The sequence below is a fragment of the Virgibacillus ndiopensis genome (assembly GCF_900187325.1).
In the GTDB taxonomy this organism is placed as follows: Bacteria; Bacillota; Bacilli; order Bacillales; family Amphibacillaceae; genus Virgibacillus_E; species Virgibacillus_E ndiopensis.
Map to the genome: position 1 here is coordinate 786,348 of NZ_FZMZ01000006.1, position 24,221 is coordinate 810,568.

Consider the following 24,221-nt stretch of genomic DNA (forward strand, 5'->3'; position numbering starts at 1 on the left):
AGGAGTCTCCGTATTTTCCCATCGCTACAAAACAGCGATTATATATAAGAATCTACACCAAACGAAAACACAGTCCGAGATTCATATTTTTCATTAGGCAAAAGCACTACTGACGGAAAACCTTCATGATGTAACGAAGCGGGTGAGCTTTGTGTTTCAAAGCATATCCCCAAATATGGCTTTGACGGTCCTTCTGCCAATGCTAGATTGTCATCAAGACCATTTGACGTATACATCACCATCCCAGGTTGATCCGTTTCCACAGTAAGTACACGACCACTATTTGCTTCTTTTACAACAACGTTTTCTTTCTTTTGTTGATCAAACAAAAAATAATGATCATACCCGTTACCAGCGATTTTATTTTGCTTAAAAGTTGATTCGATTCCATCCGTAAGATTCCTGCCAGATACAAAGTCAAACGGGGTGTCTGTAACATCTAACAGTTGACCAGTTGGTATTAGGGATTGGTCTAGTTCAATAAAACGGTGGCTATCCATTGTAACGTGATGGTTGTGAATTGTGTTTTGTAAATTACCACTTAAATTAAAATACGAATGGTTCGTCAACGTTAGTGCAGTCGTTTTTGTAGTCGTTCCTTCATAAGAAATAATTAACTGATTGTCGTTGGTAAGCTCATAGGTAACAGTAACCACTAATTCCCCCGGATACCCGCCTTCACCATCTGGACTTTCATGCTTAAGTTTTACACCGATTGATGAAGCAGTCTGAAAGGGTGTTGCATTCCATATAACTTGATGAAAACCATTTTGTCCTCCATGCAAGTGATTTTTTCCTTCATTAGGAGTTAATGAATATGTTTCTCCGTTCAATTCAAAGCTGGAGTCTTGGATTCTTCCAGCAACCCTCCCGATGATTGCACCGAAAAAGTTAGGATTTGTACGGTAATCATTGTAGTCTTTATAGCCAAGAACAACATTCTCTACTAAACCATTTTTGTCAGGTACCATGATATTCGTAATAATCCCACCATAGTTTAGAAAACTTACCTCCATGCCAGAGTCGTTTGTTAACGTATAGTGCTTCCAATTATTTTGAAGTTCTTTTGTATCTATTTTCATGCTATCAGCTCCGATTACTATGTTGATTAACGGTTTCAATAAAACGTTTGAATGCTTTTTTTCCTGCTTCATGTTGCTTGAAAACCCCTGCGTCTTCCAGTACTCGCGAGAATTTTTTTCCTAATTCCTTCTCGAGAATAAGGTCGCTTTCTTTTGCGTCCATTTGTTCACCGTACATCACTTTAATTTGATTAGCCCACTCTTGGTGATAAGGATTTACATTATCCATATCACCGAGAAGAAAACGTTTAATTTGTTCTAACTCATCCTTTAATCTTGCGGGCAAAACTGCGAGCCCCATTACTTCGATCAAACCGATGTTTTCTTTTTTAATATGATGAACATCTGCATGTGGGTGGAAAATGCCTAATGGGTGTTCATTCGTTGTGCGATTGTTTCGTAACACAAGATCCAGCTCGTATTTTCCTTCCCGGATTCGAGCGATGGGGGTAATTGTGTTATGGGGTGTATCGCCTGTAAAAGCTTTTATATTAGATTCTTCGTCTGAGTAATTTTTCCAACTGTTTAATACATGTGCTGCTGCATCAAGCAGTTGATCTTTATGCGTACTTTTTAATCGAATCACAGACAACGGCCACTTTAATACGGCGGCAGATACATGTTCAAAATTATTTAACTGAAAAGAAAAGCTGTCATTTGTGTTAGTCATGGCAAATTCATATCGCCCAGCCTGGTAATGATTGTGGCTAAGGATGGATCCGCCTACTATTGGGAGATCTGCATTCGATCCGATAAAGTAATGCGGAAACTTCTCGACAAATGCGAGTAAACGTGCGAAAGCTTCCTTATCTATTTTCATATCCTGATGCTCTTCCGCTAAAAGAATACTGTGTTCATTATAATAGACATATGGGGAATATTGAAGGTACCAGTTTTCTCCCATAAGTGGGACGCGAATAACTCGGTGATTTGAGCGTGCCGGATGTCCTGTTCGACCAACATATCCTTCATTTTCAACACATAATAAACACTTAGGATAATCGATATTCTTTTTCAAGGAGCGTTCTCGCTTAATTTGTTCTGGGTCCTTTTCCGGTTTCGATAGATTGATCGTGATATCCATGGCACCGTACTGGGTATCGGCTTTAAAATGGATATTTTTCTTGATTCGATTCGTTTGAATATAGTTGCTGTTTTTGCTTAATCCATAAAAATAGTCTGTTGCGTCTACGGGAGACTGAGCATATTTTTCATTAAATGTGTGATTAACCACAGATGGCCTTGCAACAAAGCAATTCATGATCTTTGCTGAAAGGATTTCTTTTTCGTCCAAAACATCATCGATGACACCTTGTTTGACGGCATAGTCAATTATTTTTTCCAAAATAGTAGGAATGGAATCATCTTCTGTGTCATAAGTCGTTTCTAAAAAAGAGTCAAGCTGTAAAAGATGGAGGATTTGGTTTCGTGCATAAATTTGATCACTGGTTTCGATTAGTTCAACATCGATGGCTTTTTGGATAAGATCTGTAATATGCTGATAAATCCGCATTAGTTCACGTCCTTTGTGTAGCCGTGTGGGTTATTTGAATGCCAATTCCAAGCATCTTCCATGATTTTAGTTATTGATGTACGGGTCGGTTTCCAGCCAAGTACATTTTTTGCCTTATCTGATGAAGCAATAAGAATGCCTGGGTCGCCTGCTCGTCGTTGACCGATTTTAGCAGGGATTTCTTTATCTGTTACAGTTCTGGCGGTATCAATCATTTCTTTAACAGAAAACCCTTGGTTGCTTCCTAGATTGAAAATGTCACTCTTAGCCCCATTGTTTAAATAATCAAGTGCCAAAAGATGTGCGTTGATTAGGTCATCGACATGCACGTAGTCTCTGATGCATGTTCCATCAGGTGTGTCGTAATCATCACCAAAAATGGTGATATGTGGACGCTGACCGAGTGCTGTTTGTAAAATGATTGGGATAAGATGTGTTTCTGGATCGTGATCCTCACCAATTTCAGCTGATTCACGTGCACCTGCAACGTTGAAATAACGTAAAGAAACATAGTTGATCCCATGTGCTTGTTCACACCATTTCATCAGCTTCTCCATGGTTAGCTTTGTTTCCCCGTATGTACTAGTAGGATTTGTTTTCATTGCCTCAGTAATCGGAACAGACTCTGGTTCGCCGTAAGTTGCAGCAGTAGAGGAGAATACAATCTTTTTCACATTATGTTCTTTCATTACTTCAAGCAATACTTGGGTTCCATGGACGTTATTATCAAAGTATTTTAATGGTTTTTCCATCGACTCACCGACTAGGGAATTTGCGGCAAAATGGACAACAGCTTCTATTGATTCTCTTTCAAAAACTTCACGTAAAAAACCAATGTTTCGAATATCGCCTTGATAAAATGTGGCATCAGGGTGTACGGCATCTCGATGTCCCGTCTCAAGGTTATCGACGACGACAACTTCTGTTTTATTATCTATTAACTGATACACTGCATGGGAACCAATATATCCCGCTCCTCCTAAAACTAATACACTCATTTATAACACTCCCCCAGTAATTTCTTTTGCCCCATCACCAATCGTCGCTGTGTAAAATGTTGGATTATAGCCAATTGCGTTTCGGTATTTCTCATGGACGTTTTCTATAAAGTTATCTATCTTGTATTTTGCCACAATTGCAATTGCACAACCGCCAAATCCTGCTCCTGTCATGCGAGCGCCAAGAACACCGTCATGCTCCCATGCTGCTTTAACGAGTGTATCTAGCTCAACTCCAGTAACCTCGTATTCTTGTTGGAGAGATACGTGTGATTCGTTCATCAGTTTTCCAAAGCCATGGAGGTCATTTTGTCGTAACTTTTCCAGTGCTTCCAATGTACGAGCATTCTCATATACTGCGTGTTTTGCGCGTTTTTGATTGATTTCATCCTTAATGAGATGTTTATGTTTCTCGAAATCTTCCTTTGTAAGATCGCCCAGGCTATTGATTGAAAGTTTCTCCTGTAAATCCGCAAGTGCCTGATCACACTGAGCCCTGCGTTCATTATATTTCGACCCGGCTAGCGTCCGCTGCTTATTTGTGTTGATGATCATAATGACATGATCGTCTAACTTAATTGGTGCGTATTCGTGTTTCAATGTTTGGCAGTTTAATAGAATTGCATGATCTTTTTTCCCTTTCCCAATTGCAAACTGGTCCATAATTCCGCTGTTGACACCAATATACTCATTTTCTACCTTTTGTCCTAATTGAATCATATCCAATCGATCGATGGTTAGGTCAAATAATCCTTCTAAAAGTACCCCAGTGGCCATCTCGATTGAAGCAGAGGAGGAGAGACCAGCACCGTTTGGAATGTTTCCATAAAATAAAATATTTGCTCCAGAATCAATTGTATGACCTGCACTCTTTAAAAACTCAATCATGCCTTTAGGATAGTTAGCCCAATCGTGAGCTTCGTTATAGGTTAAATCAGATAGATTGCATTCGATTATTCCTGCCTGAGGAAAGTTCATCGAGTAAAAGCACAACTTTTGATCGGTACGTTTTTGGGCAAGAGCGTATGTCCCAAATGAAATTGTTGCAGGGAAGACGTGCCCACCGTTGTAATCCGTGTGTTCACCAATTAAGTTGATTCTGCCAGGGGCGAAGAAGATGCGTGGAGACAGATCGGTTATAAAAGTATTTTTAAAATGTTTTATTAAATCCTGGGTAGGCATAGAAACCTCCTATAATTATTAATTAATTTAATTAAGTTAATATTACTATTTATTATACTGTGTTTCAAGGACCTACATTAATTAAGTGAATATACAATAGAAATAATTTTTAATATATTAAGTCCAATTTTGCAAAAACGTATGTGACATATTTGGTCTTATATATTCTATTTATCTTTATTATAGTGTACTTAAGGGGAAACTATTATAAATTATCTTTAAAAACGGTTGTTTGGTAGGGGTGATAAGTATGGATCAACGTAGTATCGCAGTGTTAAATCAACTAATACAATCAGATTCGTACTGTAGTGTGCAGCAGCTGGCATCGATGTTTAATGTTTCAAGACGTACGATATACAACGATCTTGACAAAATCAACTATTGGCTGAAGGAGCAGGATTTATCTGAAGTTAAGCAAGTTCGCTCTAAGGGTTATTATTTGGAAAAAGGTGAAAAACAACAGATTGCAGGGAAACTGCATGTGTCTGATGCTTCTTATTATGAATATTCCCCTGAGGAAAGAAGGTCCTGGATTTATATATATATCGTAGCTCAAGAAGAGCCTTTTCTTTTGGATACTATTCAAAATTTGTGTCGAGTTAGTAGAAATACTGCCCTCGAAGATATAAAGAAATTGAAGAATGATCTAAGTGAATTTCAACTTACACTTTTCTCAGAGCGTAAGCAAGGATATGTAATTCAGGGAAATGAAAACGATATCAGAAAGGCTCTTGTATACTATTTGTCATTAGTAACCCCAAAAGATGGTTGGCACAGTGTAGCAATAGACCCAAATGAACCGATTGCAGGAGGGCCATATACCATCTTTCATGCGCCTTCATTAAAAGTCCTGCGTAGATTCATTAATGACTATGAAAAAGAAATTGGAATTGAATTTGTGGATGAGGTACTGAATGACCTGGTTGTTTGGTTCTTCCTATTTATTCAACGGATAAAACAAGGTAATTTCGTTGATGTTGATCCGATTGAAAAAGAAGTAATTCACGCCACTGATGAGTTTCAGGGAGCAGAAACATTATGTAAACAGATTTCAGACCAATTTCACAGGAATTTTACTAAAGACGAAATGTATTTCTTTGCTAAATATTTGCTTAGCTCCAAGGTGAATTATAATTTGAGTCAGCAGCTTGAAAGTCAGGAGATGAAGCATCTACGAGATGTAGTAGAAAAGATGGTTCAGGATTTCCAATTATTTGCTGCAGTAGATTTTCCTGATCAGAAGAATATGATTCAAAATTTACTATTGCACCTGAAACCTGCCTATTATCGCAGTAAATATGGCATCTATATAGAAAATGTGCTGCATGATTCAGTCAAACGTAATTATCCGGAAATTTTTCACTTAACTAGTAAGGTGATTCATCACTTTGAAGATTTGATTAGAAAACCTGTAAATGAAAATGAGATAGCATTTATTGCGATGCATTTTGGAGGATGGCTGCGTAAAGAAGGTGTAATACTTGATCAAAACCGGAAGAAACTTTTGATTGTTTGTACGAATGGCCTGGGAACTTCACGACTTCTGGAAAGCCAGCTGGAAGGGTTGTTTTCAGATGTAGAGATTGTTGGTGTAACGTCACTAAGAGAGTATGAAAGAATGGATTTATCAGCTGATTTCATCGTTTCAACCATTCCGCTTCACGATAGAGGGGTTCCAGTATTTGTCGTAAATCCGGTGTTAGATAATGAAGCCAAAGAAAATCTTTTGAAAAAAGTAAATAGCTTATTCCAGCATACATCCCGCCAGCAAGTGTATTCGGTAGATACGGTGATGGATATGGTGAACCGTTATGCAACTGTTAATGAAAGTGAAGCATTACGACAAGAGCTACGCCACTATTTTCACACACCGATTTCGGTTGAAAATGAAGTTATAAAACCAGGTTTAAATGAACTTTTACCTCATAATAGAATCAGTTTTGAAAGGCAAGTGATCAACTGGGAAGAAGCTGTTAAAAAAGCTTCGGAACCATTATGGAGACAAGGTTATATCGACAAAAGATACATTCATAAAATGATTCAAGCGATTAAGGAACATGGTCCATATGTTGTTATTTCTGAATCTGTCGCACTTCCGCATGCGACTGCAGCTGATGGCGTTATCAAAACCGGGATGAGTATGTTACATCTTAACGAACCAATAGATGTAATGGGGAAAGAGGCAAGTGTATTTATTGTTCTCGCCCCAAGAGATAATGAACAACATTTGAAGGCTTTAGCCCAATTGACAAGATTGTTCTCGGACAAGACATCAAAAGAGGCAATAATTCAAGCGGAAACGAAAGAGCAGGTTGTCAGCTTGATTCGTTCACATTCAACAGAATAGCACAAGTACGAAAGGGCAGGTGTGTGTAATTCATGAAATTTTTAGATGAAAATTTAGTTGAAGTAGGTGTTGAAGTAGAAAGTGCTCAGGAAGCAATAGAAGAAGCGGGAAAACTCCTTTTTCAGGAAGGGCTTGTGGAAGATTCATACATTAGGGCAATGGTAAACGCGTATAAAGAAAATGGTCCATATTTTGTTCTTGCACCACAGATTGCAATTCCGCATGCAAGGCCAGAGGATGGTGTAAAGGAGGCTTCTGTTTCGTTTGTTCAACTTAAAAAACCAGTTGTTTTCGGGCACACTTCCAACGATCCGGTACAGCTTGTATTTGGATTAGGAGCATCATCAAGCGATGAACATTTGACATTATTGAAGAAATTAACCTCTTTATTAAATAATCCTCAAAATGTGAAGAAGCTTACGGATGCAAGAAACTATGCAGCAATAAAATTAATTCTAGAAATGGAGAGATAAATGATGATGAAAATTTTAACGGTTTGCGGATTAGGTCAAGGGACAAGTTTGATTTTAAAAATGAACGTAGAACAAGTGCTGGGAGAAAGAGGTATTCAAGCTGATGTTGAACATACCGATGTTTCAGCTGCATCCAGTATGCAAGCAGATTATATTGTAACAAGTAATGAACTTTCTGAAAGCTTGGTTGGTCACAATGCTAAGGTATTTATTGTCAATAACTATTTTGATATGGACGAAATTAATCAAGCAATTGACGAAAATATTGTGAAAGACCAATAAACGATTTAAAAACAAGGGGGAAGTACAATGGATATTATTTTTTGGGTAGCAACAAACGTGTTTGGTCAACCGGCTATCTTACTAGGTTTTATTGTTCTGTTAGGTTTGTTATTACAGAAAAAGACAGCAAGCCAAACCATCAGCGGAACATTTAAAGCAATTATTGGATTTTTAATTATTGGTGTAGGTTCCGGTGTAATTACGAACGCACTGACTGTTTTTGAACCGTTATGGAAGGAAGTATTTAATCTTTCTGCTGAACCACTCGGTGATTTTATGGGGCAGGAAGGGTTTAATGCAAAATATGGCAGTGCTGTAACACTGGCAATGACATTGGGATTTGTTATTAACGTATTACTGGCGCGTTTTACAAAATTAAAATTTATCTATTTGACTGGCCATATGATGTTCTGGACGACAACCATTTTCGCTGGGATTGTTATTCAAGCAGCAGGAGATGTCTCTTTTGGTAAACTTGTTATTTTCCTTGCCATTATCATGGGTCTGTATTGGACGATCCAGCCGGCTATAACGCAGCCGTTCATGCGGAAAATTACGGGTAACGATAATATTGCCCTTGGTCATACATCAGCATCTGTGGCCTTGCTTGGCGCTTTAGCTGGTAAATTGCTTGGGAATAAAGAAAATGACTCTGAAAAAATCAAGCTACCAAAAGGATTGGAGTTCTTACGAGACTCTAATGTCATTACAGCATTAACAATGGGCTTACTATTTTTAATTGGGGCCATCATTATCTCCTTTAAAGATACTCCAGGAGCAGAAGATTTAGTTGCTCAAGCAGGCGATCAAAACTTTGTTGTTTATGCACTTATCCAGTCATTCACCTTTACTGCAGGTATTGCAGTAGTATTAGTTGGGGTACGGATGTTCATTGGTGAAATCGTACCTGCGTTTAAAGGAATCGCAACAAAGATTGTACCTGGAGCAAAACCAGCACTGGATAGCCCGGTTGTATTTCCATTTGCACCTAATGCAGTAATTCTTGGGTTTTTAGGATCCTTTGTTGGGGCGTTGCTATGGCTAGTAGTGTTAGGGAATACAGTAGGATATGTTTTTGTTCCTACCATGATTGTATTGTTCTTCCACTCAGCAACTGCAGGTGTATTCGGAAACGTAACTGGTGGTGTACGAGGAGCTTTAATGGGAGGATTTATTACGTCTACAGTTGTGGCATGGGGACAATATATTACCGTTAAACTATTGCTGCCGGGTACGGTTCCAGATACGGCAATGTGGGCGGCTGATTCCGATATGTTTATTTTGGGACCAATTATCCGCTTTCTGGCCCAGTTGTTGTTCTAAGTAAATGATGGGGGAGAAGATAAATGATTCTCCCCTTTTAATTTTTAATCTAGGAGTGATTGCATGAGTTTTATTCGTACATTACATGGTGATATTCATCCATCTAAATTGGGAATTACGTATTCACATGAACACATTGTTTGTAGACCTCCGTATTGGGTAGAGCAAGGTGCAGATGATTTATTACTGGATGATAAAGAGAAGTCCAAGCGGGATGTTCTTGATTTTAAAAATCTAGGCGGCCAAGCGATTGTTGATGCTACTGCTGTCGATTATGGTCGAGATGTAATAGCTGTCAAAGAAATAGCGGAAGAAACAGGTGTTACCATTATTGGAACAGCTGGATTTAATAAAAGTTTTTTATGGGATGCGTCTATTCCACATAACATTAAGGAAGTTGTTGGTGATTACAGTACGTATTATGAATGGATTGATTCAACGTCCATTAATGAACTGGCTGATTTTGTCATTCGGGAAATTGAAGAGGGACTAGAAGGAACTGGAATACGCGGGGGTCAGGTGAAATTTGGGACAGGCTACAACCGCATTACGCCATTAGAAGAGAAAACCCTGCGTGCGGTTGCAAGAGCACATCATGAAACAAAGGCTCCCATGCATTCTCATACGGAAGCAGGTACGATGGGGCTTGAACAAGTTGAACTTTTGAAGAGTGAAGGGGTAAATCTGGAGAATATCAGTTTTGGACACATGGATCGTAACCCTGATCCTTTTTATCATAAAAAAATGGCTGAGACTGGTGCGCTACTTAGTTTTGACGGGATTTCAAAAATAAAATATGCTCCCGAGAGTACACGTATTAACTGTATTTTGGAACTTGTTAAAAACGGTTATGAAGACCAAATTTTAATTAGCGGTGACACAGCGAGAAAGACGTATTACAAACATTATGATTATGGGCTGGGTCTAGAAAACATCCTATTGAAATGGGTACCGCGTTTTATTGAAGAGGCAAATGCTAGAGGTTTTGATGGAGAGAAACTGATTGACAAGTTTTTTATTGGAAATCCAGCTCGATGTTTTACATTTAAAAAATAGATGGATGGTGAACGGACATGCATATGCAATACCAGAATTCTTTTGATATAAAAGACCAAATTAATCATTCAAAAATAGCTATATTACCAATCGGAGCTGTTGAAGCACATGGTCCACATTTACCATTGGGCACGGATAATGTGTTAGCGGAGCGTGTATCTGAAAAATTAGCCGAACGTGTTAATGGTCTTGTACTTCCAACATTGCCATATGGACAGGTTTGGAGTTTACGTAATTTCCCTGGGAGTATCACGGTAAGCAATGATTCTTTAATACGTTTTATTGTTGATATTGGCGAAAGCCTCTTTAAACAAGGATTCACAACTTTTACTATGGTAAATGGTCATTTAGGTAATGGAACAGCCTTAAAAGAAGCAGCACGAGTACTTTATGAAACATGTCCTGAGATGCAAGTATTTTATTTCTTTTACCCAGGTATGAATAAGGCGGTTATGGAGGTTCGTGAAACAGTCTCCGCACATGCGACCTATTTTCATGCCTGTGAAATTGAAACGTCCTATATGCTTTATTTAGCACCTGAACATGTGGATATGGATAAGGCGATAACCGATATCCCGGAAATACCAATGCATGCTGATGTAACACCAACACCGTGGGAAGAATTTACTGAAACAGCAGTGCTGGGTGATGCAAAATTAGCAACGAAGGAAAAGGGAAAATATATTATAGATATCGCATTGGAAAACATGGTATCGCTTGTGACAAATGCGACAAGAAAATAGGATAAAGGCGTGAGTAATAGGATGCAACGAAAACTTTATGAAAAATTTGTATTTAACTTCTTAGCAAAAGATGCCACGAATGCTGCCGATATTATGGAAGCCGGTAGCGGGTATGTCATACCGGGAATTGTATCTGATAAATTCCCCACCACAGATAAGGCTGCAGAGACTGTTCGAGAGCTAAAGTCAGTCACTGAAATAGTAAGTGTAGGTCTAGGTGGCGGTGGAAATGCTGCGAACTGGAAAAGAGTGTTAGATATTAGTTTAGCCAGTAACCCTGGGCACTTAAATCAGCCATTTGAATCCGCATCCTATACGAAAGGTTTTTTGGATGGGAGTAATGTGCCAAATCAACTGGTAAACGCACTTGTAAAGCCGACAGGAAAAATCGGAAAGATACAGCTTGCCTCAGGACAAGTAATGAGAGTAGATGAATTTCTCGATCTAGCTGTTGCACTTGGAATTGAGAGTATAAAAATGATGCCTGTTAAAGGCAATGAACATATAGAAGAGCTCATTCATTTAACAAAATTAGCCGGTGCAAAAGGAATCCGTGGTATTGAACCAGCTGGAGGCATTGATACTAGTAACATTAGAAGTATTGTGAATGGTGTAAAAGATATTGATATAGAATTCTTTATGCCGCATATTTTTGGAGCTACAATCGATAAACAAACTGGAAAAACGATACCCAATAAAGTGAAAGCGATTCTGGACGAATTGGAGGATTAATCATGATTAGTCACTATATGAGCAAAATTAACAATCTTTTGGAACGGATTGAAAAAGAAGAAAAGACTGCAATGACTGAAGGAGCACAAAGAATTGCAAAAGCTATTCAAACTGGTGGTGTAGTTCATTTATTTGGATGTGGTCATTCACATATTCTAACAGAGGAGGTTTATTATCGTGCCGGTGGTTTGGTTCCGATTCATCCGATTTTGCATGAACCCCTTATGCTGCATGAAGGTGCTGTGAGATCTTCAGAACTGGAAAGGAAAAATAATTATGCTGGAACGTTTATGCAAGAGCAGGACATACGTGAAGGGGATGTTATGATTGTTATTTCAACATCCGGCCGTAATCCTGTTCCAGTGGATGTTGCCCATATTGCTAAAGAGAACGGTGCATTCGTAATCGGGATTACATCGATTGCATACTCCTCCAGTCAGCCTTCACGTCATGTAAGTGGCGAGCATTTATATGATGCAGTGGATCTGGTGATAAATAATCATGCTCCTGTTGGTGATGCATTACTATCTCATGAGAAAGTGAAGGTCAGATTTTCACCAAGCTCCACCGTCATTGGATCTGCAATCATGAATGCAATTTTTGCAGAGGCTATTGGGGAAATGGCAGAGAACGATTTTGATCCTCCAGTATTTTTAAGCGGGAATATAGAAGGCGCAGATGAGCATAATGAACAGTTGATTGAGAAGTACAGGAAACGGGTTAGTCTCTGAATAATTGTCGTACCTTACAAATTAATAATGGTGATTAGGAAGCAGATGATTATTGTCTGGTTCCTTTTTTCTTGAATGAAAAGTTGTAAAATTAAGGCTGTATAACGAAACAGTAGTAATCCTAAACCAAATAGTTTTGCTACGGTTCTTATACTCGTCATTACCAATTGGATTTAATAAATGATAAAATAACCAATATCACAACATATAAAATGTTAGCCAATTGGGAGGAATAAAATGTCACACATCAATTTCAAATACGATAAAGCTCTAAATTTTTTCAACCAACAAGAAATCGATAACCTAAATAGTTTTGTAAAATCTGCACACGATGCAATACATAATAAAACAGGCGCTGGGAGCGACTTTTTAGGCTGGGTTGATTTACCTGAAGGCTATGATAAAGAGGAATTTTCTAGGATTAAAGCAAGTGCAGAAAAGATCAAACAGGATTCGGATGTTTTGCTTGTAATCGGAATAGGCGGATCATATCTCGGAGCACGTGCTGCAATCGAAATGCTGAACCATTCTTTTCAAAACCTACTATCTAAAGAACAACGAAAAGTGCCACAAGTTATTTTCGTTGGCCACCATATGAGTTCAACGTATATGAGCGAATTATTTGATGTTCTTGAAGATAAAGATGTATCCATCAATATCATCTCGAAAAGTGGTACTACTACCGAGCCAGCGATTGCATTTCGTGTTTTCCGCAATTTCCTTGAAGAGAAATATGGGAAAGAAGAAGCTCGGAAGCGAATTTACGCAACTACCGATAAAGAAAAAGGCGCTTTAAAGTCGGTTGCAGATGAAGAGGGTTACGAATCTTTCATTATTCCAGATGATGTCGGTGGGCGTTATTCCGTACTAACCGCAGTTGGCCTACTACCGATTGCTGTAAGTGGTGTTGCTGTTGACGACATGATGCAAGGTGCTGCAGCAGCAATGAATGATTTTGCAGAACCTGCTTTGGAAAAGAATCCAGCGTATCAATATGCAGTGGTTCGAAATGTTTTGTATAACAAAGGGAAAACGATTGAAATGCTCATTAATTATGAACCACAGCTTCAATATTTTGCTGAGTGGTGGAAGCAATTGTTTGGTGAGAGCGAGGGTAAAGATCAAAAAGGAATTTTCCCAGCGTCAGCAAACTTTTCCACCGACCTTCATTCATTAGGACAGTACATTCAGGATGGCAAGAGAGACTTGTTTGAAACTGTATTGCGCGTTACTTCATCGAAAAAAGAAATGACACTGGAAGAAGACGAGAAGAATTCAGACGGGCTTAACTATTTGGCAGGGAAAACGATTCATGAAATAAATGATAAAGCATATCAAGGAACACTTCTTGCACATACAGATGGCGGGATACCTAATTTAGTTGTTGAAGTACCAGCGCTTGATACCTATACTTTCGGCTACTTGGTTTATTTCTTTGAAAAAGCTTGTGCAATGAGTGGGTATTTATTAGGCGTAAATCCGTTTGATCAGCCGGGGGTGGAGGCATATAAGAAGAATATGTTTGCGTTGTTAGGGAAGCCCGGGTTTGAGGCGGAGAAGGAAGAGTTGGAGAAGCGGCTGTAAGCGAAGAAGCAGTAAAAATATGACCTGTGCATGGTTTATGGATGCACAGGTCATATTTTATATCGCAGTAGTTTGAATAGACTCTAAATTCAGTATAAAATATTATATATATTCGAATTTTGATTACGTTACATGTTTATCCAACTAAACCTCTAGAAAGTGGTGAAACCCCTTGGTTACAGTAAAAGAATTTGCCAAAGAATTACTTCATGAAGATATAGAATTAATTGCAGGGGATAGTGATAATGCGCTAAAAGGTATTATTGAATATTTAAGTGTACAGGAGCTTTCGAACAAAACGTCACGTATTAAAGAAAATGGTTTTATTATGACAACCTTTAATGCTTTTGCTGACATTGACCATATTGTTAATCATCTAGAATGGTTCAAAAACAAGGGTGTAAGTGCTGTTGGATTTCATACAGCTGTTTATAGAACTGTTCCAAAAGAAGTTATAGAGTATTGTATTTCACACGTATTACCCCTATTTTTTATTCCAAGTGAAATAGCTTACTCCGTACTTTTTGACCGATTTAATCAGTTGTTGAACAAGAAGGATAATAAAAAGATAGAAGAAGTCAATAAATTGAATGAAAAAATGATGGAATCTGTGTTTTTAGATAAGGATATGGATTATATTGTGAATTTAATAGGAAACTATATTGGCAATACAGTTGTTTTCCTTGATACAGATTTTAGAAGTATTGCTTTATGGAAAAATAGAACTACATTAAGTGAGGACGTAGATACCTTATTAAAAAATATCCTGGAAAACCAGCAAAATGTACTAATAGAAGCTAGACTTTATAACAAAATAATTAATGTAGATATTGGTGATCAAAAGATAACACTAATTCCTATATTCTCAAAATCGAAGTTTTATGGATTGCTTTTAGTTGGCAATGAAAATAAAAGCGGAAAGCTATCTCAAGAGGTAATTAAACATGGAATAACCGCACTTAAACTATTAGCAGATAAAAAAACTGCAGCAATGGACTACCAAAAAAGTGAAGACATACGCGTATTTGAAAATATATTCAAGGAAAAAAGTAAGCCAGCAGACGCATCAGATTTATATATTAATATCAACAAAATCAAATATCTTTTACTTGCTGAACCAATGGAAATTGAAAATATTGATAAAGCTTTTCAAAGAATAGATTATGTATTAAATTGTGATGATCGAAACGGTTTAGTCTGGATACTAGATAAAAAAATTATTGGAATTGCTCAAAATGAAGTGGACATTGATATCTTAGAAAAACTGACCAACGAAAAAACGATTAAAATCGGTCTAAGCTCTAAATTGATAAGCGGAAATATAGAGACTATTTATGATTCGTATTTGCAGAGTTTGACTGCATTAAAGCATTCTATAAAGAAGGGAAAAAACTATATCATTTGGGATGAAGTCGGAATTGATAAAATCGTTTACTTTGCACTTGATAATTCATCAATTGAACGTTTTGATTATGAGGTCCTTCAACCTATTTTAGATCATGATAAACAGAAAGGTACAGACCTTTATAGTACGCTACATTCCTATTTAAGGAATTTTTTTAATTTAAAAGAAACTGGTCAAGAGTTATTTCTCCATCCAAATACAATTAAATATCGCTTGAATAAAGTCACGGAAATCCTGAATATGGATGTTCATAATCCTGATAATTATGCAGCGTTACTAATTGCTTTTAAAATGCACGAAATTAAAATGAACCCGTTTGTCGATTAAACACAAATTTGATTGACTTATTTGTCGAATACGGCTAATGATTTTAGTTTATTTTAAATTATATAATTATTCCAATAGGTTTTTTGTGAAAGCGTTTTAAATCTAAAGGGAAAAGAGGGGAAATAATGGGAAATACGGTACACGTAGTAGTAATCATTAGTTACCTCGTTTTTATGGTAATTCTAGGGCTCTACTTATCCAAGCGTGAAGTGAAAACAAGTGAGGATTTCATGCTTGCTGGAAGTCGATTGCCGCAGATCGTTCTGATTGGTACATTGCTGGCGACATGGGTCGGATCTGGGACAGTGGTTGGTGGTGCAAGTTTCATTTACCAATATGGTCCGATAGCGGGGATTTTTAATTTGATAGGAGGTCCTATAGGTGTAATTGTTCTCTACTTTTTAGCGGATAAGGCAAGGACATTAAAAAAGCATACAATACCAGAAATGCTCGAGATACGTTATGGAAGTGTTGTACGATTAGTTGCTGCAATTTTTATTTTATTAGCGTATGTCGGTATAGTAGCATATCAATTTATTGGTGGAGGCTATGTTCTAAGCGTAACTACAGGTATGTCAGTGGAACTAGGTACTATAATCTCTGCGGTATTAGTAATTTTCCTTGCTTTTACAGGTGGTTTATTCTCCGTCGCGTACACAGATTTTGTTAGTTCTTTGCTAATTGTATTAGGTTTCCTAATTGGTTTACCGTTTGTATTAATGGCTGTTGGTGGTTTTTCAGGTATGGCAGAAAATTTACCGGAACAAACATTGTCATGGTCAGGTGGCCTAACCTTTCCTCAGATTCTTGGTTATTTCCTTCCATTATTTTTATTAATATTGGGGGATCAAAACATGTATCAACGATTTGCAGCGGCAAAAGATGCCAAAACTGCAAAAAAGTCAACAGTAGGGTTCTTTTTTGGAAATTTACTTGTTGTAGGATTAACGATTATTTTGGCAAGTTCTGCAATCGTATTGTTCCCTAACATAGCAGCCGACACTGCAATTTTAACAATTGCTGCGGACGGAGTACCTATTCCAATTGGTGCAATTATATTGTCTGCCGCTGTGGCGTTTATTATCACAACAGGTAATTCCTATTTACTTTCTGCTTCTGGAAACCTAGTATATGATCTCTTTAATCGTTATAGCAAGAAAAAAATAGCTGATAAGGATCTGCTAAAATTTAACCGGATAACCGTAGTAGTTTTAGGTGTTCTAGCTTATTCATTAGGAACGTTTTTCCCATCTGTACTAGCAATACAAATGTATTCCTACACGATGTACGGTGCAGCGATAACACCCGCTGTTTTGGCCAGTTTTCTCTGGAAACGGGCAACACCGGCAGGAGCCTTGGCGTCTATTGCGGCCGGTGGTTTAGGTACATTGCTGTGGGAAATTGGGCTGGACAAGCCACTTGATTGGAATAGCGTATTATTTTCGCTGCCACTTTCTATCATTGCTTTAGTAGTGGTAAGTTTATTCACATCAAATAAGATTCTAACGCTAGATAATTCGAAAACAATGTCATCATAAATGTATGAATGGAGGAGTTAACGTGCAAGTAAGTCATCGTTTAAAAGTGCTAAGATCTCATATGGAACAAGAAGGTATCTCGAGTGTTATTGTAATGAATCCAGATCATCAATATTATTTAAGTGGTTTCAAAGCATTGCTGTACTCAAGACCAATTGTACTCTATATTGATTTTAATAAAACTAGTATTGTGGTCCCTGGTTTAGAGGAAGCACATGCGAGACATGAAGCCACAGTTGATGAAATAAACGTATATTACGAACATCCAAATGCTAGCAATTCAAAATTAAACCATTTTGAATATATTAAGAGTCTTGTAGGTGAAAATAACTCAACGGTTGGAGTAGATTTATCATCAACTCCAGGAGAAATTGTGCAGTTTGTACAGAACCTTGGTAATAAAATAGTAGATATTGGTCAAGAAATCGTCCAGATGCGCTACATTAAGGATTCCTATGAAATTGATTTGTTAGAAAAATCCGGAGAGCTTGTAAACCTGGCAGTTGGTGAATCGTTAAAAAACTGTAAGGCGGGAATTACAGAAATGGAAATGGATGCTGTTGGTAATTCAGCGCTATTTGCTGCTACCGCAAGCCAATATCCACAAGCAACATTGGATATGTTTGTGATGTCGCCATCTGGTGTAAAAAGAAGTAATATGCCGCATGTATTCTCTAATACTAGAAAACTGCGGGTAGGCGATGTAATGATTCACAGCCGGCAGGTAGGTTTAAATGGCTATCGAGCAGAGCTGGAACGGACAGTTATCATTGGAAATCCGACTGAAGACCAAAAAAAAGCATTTGAGTCTGCTAGAATTGCTCAGCAGAAAGCTTTAGATTTTATTAAACCGGGTGTTAGAGCCTCTGAAGTTGATAAAGTTGCCAGAGATGTTTTTGAAAAAGATGGATACGGAGAATATGCTATTCATCGAACTGGTCATGGAATTGGTATTTCTGCCCATGAAAAACCTTACTTACGATATGATAATGATCTTGTATTGGAAGAGGGGATGGTTTATTCCGTAGAACCGGGTATTTACATCCCTGGTCTAGGTGGATTCAGACACTCAGATACAGTTATTCTCACATCAGATGGCAGCAGGTTAATTACGGAATATCCAAGAGATTTAGAATCTCTTATATTTTAGTTATAGAGAGAGGTTCGTCATTAGAAGTGAGTATTCATCTAGATGCTCACTTTTCTTTTGGAAAATTGTAAAGGAGAGTGCGGATATGGAATATATTATGGATAATATCCAAATACTTTATGGCAGTGATTTAGAAATGAAGACGGATCATGGGGTTTGGATGAAAGATGGAGAAATTTATAATATTCTGCCCAAAAAAGATTACCCAGATCATGTTGAATACGTAGATGGTGAAGGAAAGTATCTGTTACCAGGGTTAATAGACTTACACGTCCATATAATGTGGGATGGTTTAAAGGATCCTGTTGCAACGTTAGAAGAAGAGGGATATGAGCAAATGCTTATTCGAGCGGTATCGAACTGCAAAAACTATGTTGAAAGTGGAATCACTACCGTACGGGATATTGGTTCTGTGGATGATATTGCTCTTCATGTAGCCAAAGGTGTAAAAAGGGGGCTTGTTATCGGACCAAACATAATTGCCAGTGGAAAGACATTAACGATGACTGGTGGTCATGATCCTTTTTGGGCTAGGTTTGTAGATGGTCGAGATGAAGCTTTAAAAGGTGTTAGAGAGCAGATTTTTAAAGGCGCTGAGGTGATTAAAGTCAGTTCTACTGGAGGCGTATATGGCAGACATGAAGGAGAATCGGTTGGTAACGCGGAATTAAGTATGGAGGAACAGCAGGTAATATGTAATGAAGCACATAAATTTGGATTAAAGGTCGCTTCCCATGCGATCGGAAGGCAGGGAATTTTTAATTCTATACAAGCCGGTGTAGATACAATTGAGCACGGCCATTATCTGGACGAAGAACTTGCAACAATGATGGAGGAGAAAGGGACAGCCTGGATACCAACACTTTTTGTTTATCAGCAAATTGCTTCTCTTGAAGAAATACCAGCATATGCAAAAGAAAAGGCGGTTGAAATAGTAGAAAGACACGAAAAGGCATTTAAATCATTTTTTGACCGAAACATATTGATTGGAGCGGGGTCAGACGCTGGTTCACCGTGTACCCCCCACACTGCTCTGCTTGATGAACTGTTCATGATGTATAAGTTTGTACCGAACATAAAGGAAATCATAAAAACAGCAACAATTAATGCTGGTGAAATATTGGGGAGAAGAGTTGGGAAAATTCAAGAAGGATATAAAGCGGATTTCGTGTTGTTAGGGAAAAATCCATTGGATGATTTGAAGTATTTAGGGGAGGTTGAACAAGTTTTTATTGATGGAAGATTAGTTTATTAGTTTACTAGGAATAAATGGGAGTTATATGCGGGATTTAATAAACGGAACTAGTGTTTATGACTGGTTCTGTTTTTTTATGGAGTAAATAGTTAGTCGATGTTTACCAATTATGTTATATGTTTATTTTTGTTTACTATATGCTTGTGCATATATGATTTATCGGAATTTTCAAATGTAAATCACAATGGTGTACAAAATAAACTCAATCAATTGCGATGAAAACGCATCCATTTATCTGAATTGCGGTGATACAATAAATAGTGAAAGAGGGGTTATCATGAATCTTGATGCCAGGAGCACTAAAATTTTAGAAGAACTAATGGTTAATCCGAGTATTACGAGTAAGGATATTGAGAAGAAATATGACTTGACTCGAAGAAAGCTTGGCTATAGCTTCGATAAAATAAATGACTGGCTTATTAGTAAAAATCTTCCGGTAATCGAAAGAACTCGTCAAGGTCATTTTATTATTGATCAGACTATTTTTACGAAATTGAATAACGACCATAATGTTGAACCAGCTGATCTGGATATTTTTTCGGAAAAGCAACGAGTCTATACAATTATTATGATGCTTTTAAGTAATGATGAACTTTCTTTGTTTCATTTTACTAGTGAGTTGGATGTCAGTAAAAACACAGTGCTTAGTGATTTAAAGCGAGCACAGGATTACGTAGCAGCGTATGATTTGACGATCCGTTATTCGAGACGATTGGGATACTTGATCGAAGGCAAGGAATTTTTGATACGAAAATTGCTTATTCATGTTACGTATAAAATTCTGGAAATGAAAAACGGGGCAAGTAGGCTACGTAAATTAACAACTATTAATGAAGACGAAATTAATGAATTGACGAAGCGAATTACTAAAGTTGAAAACAAATTGAATTTGAAATTTACCGACGAGAAAATCGATACAATGCCATATACGTTGACGCTGGTTTTATTACGAATCAAGAAAGGTCAAAAAGTTAGTTCCTTTTACATTAAATATGAGGAACTATCTGATACAAAAGAATATTTGGCAACAGAAGAAATTTTGTATGACATAAAAGATATACCAATGGAAGAACGGTTATTTATTACATTGCACCTACTAACGACAAATGTCTACTGGTCAGAATATCTTACCGAGGAAGCGATACCGAACTTGGTGCAGGCCCTAGATGATATGTTGCGCTTATTTGAAAAAAGGGCGTGTATTTTCTTACAGGACAGGGAGCAGTTACTTAATAAATTGCTTCTTCATGTGAAGCCTGCTTATTACCGAATTAAGTATCAGCTAACAGAGATTAATCATGTTCAGGATTCTGTAAGCAAGGAATTTCTAGCATTACATCATTTGGTTCAAAAATCAACGAAGCCATTGGCAGAGCTAATTGGTATGAAAATTCCTGAAAGCGAAACCACGTATCTCACAATGTTAATTGGAGGATGGTTGACTAGGCAGGGGGATAGCTTGCAAGAGAAAGTAAAAGCAATTGTTGTTTGTCCGAAAGGTGTATCTGTTTCACGATTAATGGTCAGTGAACTTAGGGAATTATTTCCGGAATTTGTTTTTCTTGATTCATTATCCGTAAGAGAATTTCAAGCGTATACGTTTGATTATGATATTGTTTTCTCGCCAATAGTCTTGGATACAGATAAGAAATTATTTATTGCTACCTCATTTTTGGAACGTGAAGAAAAGCATCGATTACGAAAACAAGTAATGATGGAACTTCATGGCTATATTCCGTTTGATATAAATGTTAATGATTTAATGGCGATTGTTAAAAATCATGCAACGGTTGAAGATGAACAGGAGCTTTCAAAAGAGTTATTCCGCTACATTAATCGTGATGACACTGCAGCTGTAAAAAAACAGCAAGTAGATAGTCCGACAATCAATTTGAGTGAATTAATAACGCCGAACACGATTACGATGAAACGATCTGAGACAACATGGGAAGCTGCTATTCAAACGGCTTCAAAGCCTTTAATTAAAAGCGGATGCATTAAGCAAGATTATGTGAATGCAATGATAAATAATTACGACAAGGATCCATACATCGTTATTGGACCAAATATAGCCATTCCGCATGCGGCACCAGACGAGGGTGTAAATGAAGTTTCCATGAGTCTTCTTCAATTAGAAGAAGGCGTCAATTTTACCGAGGATTATTCCATCAATTTAGTCGTGATCATTGCGGCAGTCGATAAGCAGCAACATTTAAAAGCCTTAATGCAATTGATGAAACTTGCTGGAACAGAAGAAGATCGAAATGCTGTCATTCATGCTTCTTCAGTTGAAGAAATATATTCGATTATAAAAAAATATTCACTTGATTGAACAACATAGACAAGGGGTGCAGGGTATGAGTCATATATATTTTGATGAATCTATTATACTACTAGATTTAGAAGTAAAAACGAAGGAAGATGTTTTGAATGCAATGGGTGGTAATTTGGTGGAAAAGGGGCTTGTAAAAGAGAGTTTCCTTGATGCCATTATTGCAAGAGAAACAGAATTTGCAACGGGTTTACCAACTAATGGGGTTTCTGTAGCAATACCACATACAGATGTCGAACATGTAAATAAAAAGACGATTAGTGTAGCTGTTTTAAACGATCCAGTAGACTTTGGAGTAATGGGGGATCCTGAAGAAACGACCCCGGTCAAAATCGTTTTTATACTTGCAATGGATCAGGCTCATGATCAGCTATCACTGCTGCAACGTTTAATGAAGGTTTTTCAAAATGAAGCTACATTAAATTATTTAGCAAATGAAACAAGCAAAACAAACATTAAAAATCTATTAACAGAAAAACTAGGTTTTGTACTTGAAGGAGGTGAGTGATGATGTCTAAAAAGAAACAGGTATTGGTAGCATGTGGTGCTGGTATTGCAACATCTACAGTAGTTAATGGTGCAATTGAAGAAATGGCTAAAGAAAACAACCTTAGCCTTGATTTAGTTCAAATTAAGATTGCTGAAGTTGGTGGTTATCTAGATACTGCTGATTTATTAGTAACTACTGCCATGACGAAAAAGGAGTATCCATTCCCAGTGATCAATGCACGCTCATTCTTAACTGGAATTGGAGTTGAAGATACAAAGAAACAAATTTTAGAAGAACTAAAGAAATAGGTAATTAAAACATATGATGAGGCTGTCTTGAAGGGGATTAGTCCCCAAATAAGACAGCCGCATTTACAAAACATGTAAGGGGGAGAATGGCATGCAAGGATTTGTTGATTTTATTCAAGCATTTTTAGATCTGGGGGCAACAGTAATCTTGCCAGTTGCAATATTTTTATTAGGTTTATTTTTTGGTCAAAAACCAGGAAAGGCATTTCGTTCTGGTTTAACAATTGGGGTTGCTTTTGTTGGTATTTTCTTAGTTATCGATTTACTTGTTCAGAACCTTGGACCTGCAGCACAAGGCATGGTTGACAGGCTCGGAGTGGAATTAAATGTTATTGATGTGGGATGGCCAGCAACATCATCTATTGCATGGGCCTCTAGTGTGGCAGCATTTATCATTCCTCTTGGTTTAGTTGTAAACGTTGTCATGCTTTTGACCAAAACTACGAAAACAATGAACGTAGATATTTGGAACTTTTGGCATTATACATTCATGGCTGCAATGGTATATGCAATTTCAGATAGCATTATTCAAGGTTTGATCGCAGGGGTATTATTCCAAATCGTATGTCTTAAGGTCGCTGACTGGACAGCACCAATGATGAGTGAATTCTATGAATTACCAGGTGTGTCCATTGCTACAGGAAGTACAATTTCCTATGCACCAGGGATATTTTTAGTAAAAGGAATTCAGAAAGTTCCAGGATTGAAAAACTGGAATGCAGATCCAGACACCATTCAAAAACGTTTTGGTATTTTTGGAGAATCTATCTTTATTGGGCTTTTCCTTGGTGCCGTAATTGGTGCATTGGCAGGTTACGGAGTCGGTGACATAATTGAAATTGGTATGGCGATGGCAGCAGTTATGGTATTGATGCCACGTATGGTTAAGATTCTGATGGAAGGTTTAATGCCTGTTTCAGAATCTGCACGAGAATGGTTGAATAAACGATTTGGTGACAAAGAAATTTATATCGGACTTGACGCTGCTGTAGCTTTGGGACATCCTGCTGTCATTTCTACTGCATTAATCCTTGTTCCTATCACTGTTGTAATGGCTGTCATTTTACCAGGTAACGCCGTACTTCCATTTGGTGACTTAGCAACGATTCCGTTTGTTGTAGCGTTCATCGTAGGTGCTGCTAGAGGTAACATTGTTCATTCTGTAATTGTCGGTACGATTATGATTGCTATCTCATTGTATATCGCAACAGATGTTGCGCCATTGTTTACACAAATGGCTGAAAGTACTAATTTCGATATGCCTGAAGGATCAGCTCAAATCTCCAGTATTGACCAAGGCGGTAATATCGTTAACTGGGTAATCTACAAAATCTTTTCATTGTTTAACTAATTTATTTCCTCTATAACAC

21 protein-coding genes are annotated in these 24,221 nt (G+C 37.5%); 17 read left to right on the plus strand and 4 right to left on the minus strand.

The window, feature by feature from the left end:
• Window positions 1–38: 38 nt before the first annotated feature.
• The 4 genes from CS937_RS16305 to CS937_RS16320 are packed head-to-tail and all read right to left on the minus strand — an operon-like array spanning window position 39 to window position 4,775.
• Window positions 39–1,154 (minus strand): aldose epimerase family protein, encoded by a 1,116-nt coding sequence (locus tag CS937_RS16305; RefSeq protein WP_342748222.1) that lies wholly within the window; start codon window positions 1,152–1,154, stop codon window positions 39–41.
• On the minus strand, window positions 1,087–2,595 hold the full coding sequence (gene galT, locus CS937_RS16310) for a UDP-glucose--hexose-1-phosphate uridylyltransferase (protein WP_099159530.1): 1,509 nt from the start codon (window positions 2,593–2,595) through the stop codon (window positions 1,087–1,089). The genes CS937_RS16305 and galT overlap by 68 nt, the downstream gene beginning before the upstream one ends.
• Window positions 2,595–3,593, minus strand: coding sequence for a UDP-glucose 4-epimerase GalE (galE, locus tag CS937_RS16315; RefSeq protein ID WP_099159531.1), 999 nt, complete (start codon window positions 3,591–3,593; stop codon window positions 2,595–2,597). Before galE ends, galT begins: the two co-directional genes overlap by 1 nt.
• On the minus strand, window positions 3,594–4,775 hold the full coding sequence (locus CS937_RS16320) for a galactokinase (protein WP_099159532.1): 1,182 nt from the start codon (window positions 4,773–4,775) through the stop codon (window positions 3,594–3,596).
• A 250-nt stretch (window positions 4,776–5,025) separates the two neighbouring features.
• On the opposite strand from CS937_RS16320, the gene CS937_RS16325 reads away from it, so the two are divergent.
• From CS937_RS16325 to CS937_RS16405, 17 genes are all read left to right on the plus strand, one after another.
• A complete protein-coding gene (locus CS937_RS16325; RefSeq protein WP_099159533.1) occupies window positions 5,026–7,122 on the plus strand; it encodes a BglG family transcription antiterminator in 2,097 nt (698 codons plus the stop codon).
• A 32-nt stretch (window positions 7,123–7,154) separates the two neighbouring features.
• Window positions 7,155–7,595: a PTS sugar transporter subunit IIA gene (locus tag CS937_RS16330; protein ID WP_099159534.1), complete on the plus strand. Its 441-nt coding sequence runs from the start codon at window positions 7,155–7,157 to the stop codon at window positions 7,593–7,595.
• Between the two features lie 6 nt (window positions 7,596–7,601).
• On the plus strand, window positions 7,602–7,877 hold the full coding sequence (locus CS937_RS16335) for a PTS sugar transporter subunit IIB (protein ID WP_099160093.1): 276 nt from the start codon (window positions 7,602–7,604) through the stop codon (window positions 7,875–7,877).
• A 27-nt stretch (window positions 7,878–7,904) separates the two neighbouring features.
• A complete protein-coding gene (locus tag CS937_RS16340; RefSeq protein WP_099159535.1) occupies window positions 7,905–9,200 on the plus strand; it encodes a PTS ascorbate transporter subunit IIC in 1,296 nt (431 codons plus the stop codon).
• A 63-nt stretch (window positions 9,201–9,263) separates the two neighbouring features.
• On the plus strand, window positions 9,264–10,256 hold the full coding sequence (locus tag CS937_RS16345) for a phosphotriesterase family protein (RefSeq protein ID WP_099159536.1): 993 nt from the start codon (window positions 9,264–9,266) through the stop codon (window positions 10,254–10,256).
• A 17-nt stretch (window positions 10,257–10,273) separates the two neighbouring features.
• Window positions 10,274–10,999: a creatininase family protein gene (locus CS937_RS16350; RefSeq protein ID WP_099159537.1), complete on the plus strand. Its 726-nt coding sequence runs from the start codon at window positions 10,274–10,276 to the stop codon at window positions 10,997–10,999.
• 21 nt (window positions 11,000–11,020) lie between these two features.
• Complete coding sequence (locus CS937_RS16355) at window positions 11,021–11,731, plus strand: KDGP aldolase (RefSeq protein ID WP_099159538.1); 711 nt, start codon at window positions 11,021–11,023, stop codon at window positions 11,729–11,731.
• 2 nt (window positions 11,732–11,733) lie between these two features.
• Window positions 11,734–12,462: an SIS domain-containing protein gene (locus CS937_RS16360; RefSeq protein WP_099159539.1), complete on the plus strand. Its 729-nt coding sequence runs from the start codon at window positions 11,734–11,736 to the stop codon at window positions 12,460–12,462.
• 237 nt (window positions 12,463–12,699) lie between these two features.
• A complete protein-coding gene (locus tag CS937_RS16365; protein ID WP_099159540.1) occupies window positions 12,700–14,046 on the plus strand; it encodes a glucose-6-phosphate isomerase in 1,347 nt (448 codons plus the stop codon).
• A 172-nt stretch (window positions 14,047–14,218) separates the two neighbouring features.
• Window positions 14,219–15,778, plus strand: coding sequence for a helix-turn-helix domain-containing protein (locus CS937_RS16370; RefSeq protein WP_099159541.1), 1,560 nt, complete (start codon window positions 14,219–14,221; stop codon window positions 15,776–15,778).
• Between the two features lie 125 nt (window positions 15,779–15,903).
• On the plus strand, window positions 15,904–17,316 hold the full coding sequence (locus CS937_RS16375) for a sodium:solute symporter family protein (protein WP_245835770.1): 1,413 nt from the start codon (window positions 15,904–15,906) through the stop codon (window positions 17,314–17,316).
• A gap of 22 nt (window positions 17,317–17,338) precedes the next feature.
• The gene (locus CS937_RS16380; protein WP_099159542.1) at window positions 17,339–18,466 is read left to right on the plus strand and encodes a M24 family metallopeptidase; all 1,128 of its coding nucleotides are present in this window, start codon (window positions 17,339–17,341) and stop codon (window positions 18,464–18,466) included.
• Window positions 18,467–18,551: 85 nt separating this feature from the next.
• Window positions 18,552–19,721 (plus strand): metal-dependent hydrolase family protein, encoded by a 1,170-nt coding sequence (locus CS937_RS16385; RefSeq protein ID WP_099159543.1) that lies wholly within the window; start codon window positions 18,552–18,554, stop codon window positions 19,719–19,721.
• 277 nt (window positions 19,722–19,998) lie between these two features.
• Window positions 19,999–22,053, plus strand: coding sequence for a BglG family transcription antiterminator (locus CS937_RS16390; RefSeq protein WP_099159544.1), 2,055 nt, complete (start codon window positions 19,999–20,001; stop codon window positions 22,051–22,053).
• Window positions 22,054–22,078: 25 nt separating this feature from the next.
• On the plus strand, window positions 22,079–22,561 hold the full coding sequence (locus CS937_RS16395; protein ID WP_099159545.1) for a PTS sugar transporter subunit IIA: 483 nt from the start codon (window positions 22,079–22,081) through the stop codon (window positions 22,559–22,561).
• 2 nt (window positions 22,562–22,563) lie between these two features.
• Window positions 22,564–22,851, plus strand: a complete 288-nt coding sequence (locus CS937_RS16400; protein WP_099160095.1) for a PTS sugar transporter subunit IIB — start codon at window positions 22,564–22,566, stop codon at window positions 22,849–22,851.
• 91 nt (window positions 22,852–22,942) lie between these two features.
• Window positions 22,943–24,202 carry a galactitol-specific PTS transporter subunit IIC gene (locus CS937_RS16405; RefSeq protein WP_099159546.1) on the plus strand — a complete coding sequence of 420 codons (1,260 nt, stop codon included), beginning with the start codon at window positions 22,943–22,945 and terminating at the stop codon, window positions 24,200–24,202.
• Window positions 24,203–24,221: the final 19 nt, after the last annotated feature.

What these genes read in the sequence shown, in the direction of transcription:
- CS937_RS16330 (WP_099159534.1), top strand. Translation starts at nt 7,155, where the DNA reads ATGAAATTTTTAGATGAAAATTTAGTTGAAGTAGGTGTTGAAGTAGAA.
- CS937_RS16325 (WP_099159533.1), top strand. Translation starts at nt 5,026, where the DNA reads ATGGATCAACGTAGTATCGCAGTGTTAAATCAACTAATACAATCAGAT.
- CS937_RS16350 (WP_099159537.1), top strand. Translation starts at nt 10,274, where the DNA reads ATGCATATGCAATACCAGAATTCTTTTGATATAAAAGACCAAATTAAT.
- CS937_RS16405 (WP_099159546.1), top strand. Translation starts at nt 22,943, where the DNA reads ATGCAAGGATTTGTTGATTTTATTCAAGCATTTTTAGATCTGGGGGCA.
- CS937_RS16365 (WP_099159540.1), top strand. Translation starts at nt 12,700, where the DNA reads ATGTCACACATCAATTTCAAATACGATAAAGCTCTAAATTTTTTCAAC.
- CS937_RS16340 (WP_099159535.1), top strand. Translation starts at nt 7,905, where the DNA reads ATGGATATTATTTTTTGGGTAGCAACAAACGTGTTTGGTCAACCGGCT.
- CS937_RS16320 (WP_099159532.1), bottom strand. Translation starts at nt 4,775, where the DNA reads ATGCCTACCCAGGATTTAATAAAACATTTTAAAAATACTTTTATAACC.
- CS937_RS16395 (WP_099159545.1), top strand. Translation starts at nt 22,079, where the DNA reads ATGAGTCATATATATTTTGATGAATCTATTATACTACTAGATTTAGAA.
- galE (WP_099159531.1), bottom strand. Translation starts at nt 3,593, where the DNA reads ATGAGTGTATTAGTTTTAGGAGGAGCGGGATATATTGGTTCCCATGCA.
- CS937_RS16305 (WP_342748222.1), bottom strand. Translation starts at nt 1,154, where the DNA reads ATGAAGCAGGAAAAAAAGCATTCAAACGTTTTATTGAAACCGTTAATC.
- CS937_RS16360 (WP_099159539.1), top strand. Translation starts at nt 11,734, where the DNA reads ATGATTAGTCACTATATGAGCAAAATTAACAATCTTTTGGAACGGATT.
- CS937_RS16345 (WP_099159536.1), top strand. Translation starts at nt 9,264, where the DNA reads ATGAGTTTTATTCGTACATTACATGGTGATATTCATCCATCTAAATTG.
- CS937_RS16375 (WP_245835770.1), top strand. Translation starts at nt 15,904, where the DNA reads ATGGGAAATACGGTACACGTAGTAGTAATCATTAGTTACCTCGTTTTT.
- CS937_RS16355 (WP_099159538.1), top strand. Translation starts at nt 11,021, where the DNA reads ATGCAACGAAAACTTTATGAAAAATTTGTATTTAACTTCTTAGCAAAA.
- galT (WP_099159530.1), bottom strand. Translation starts at nt 2,595, where the DNA reads ATGCGGATTTATCAGCATATTACAGATCTTATCCAAAAAGCCATCGAT.
- CS937_RS16390 (WP_099159544.1), top strand. Translation starts at nt 19,999, where the DNA reads ATGAATCTTGATGCCAGGAGCACTAAAATTTTAGAAGAACTAATGGTT.
- CS937_RS16385 (WP_099159543.1), top strand. Translation starts at nt 18,552, where the DNA reads ATGGAATATATTATGGATAATATCCAAATACTTTATGGCAGTGATTTA.
- CS937_RS16335 (WP_099160093.1), top strand. Translation starts at nt 7,602, where the DNA reads ATGAAAATTTTAACGGTTTGCGGATTAGGTCAAGGGACAAGTTTGATT.
- CS937_RS16400 (WP_099160095.1), top strand. Translation starts at nt 22,564, where the DNA reads ATGTCTAAAAAGAAACAGGTATTGGTAGCATGTGGTGCTGGTATTGCA.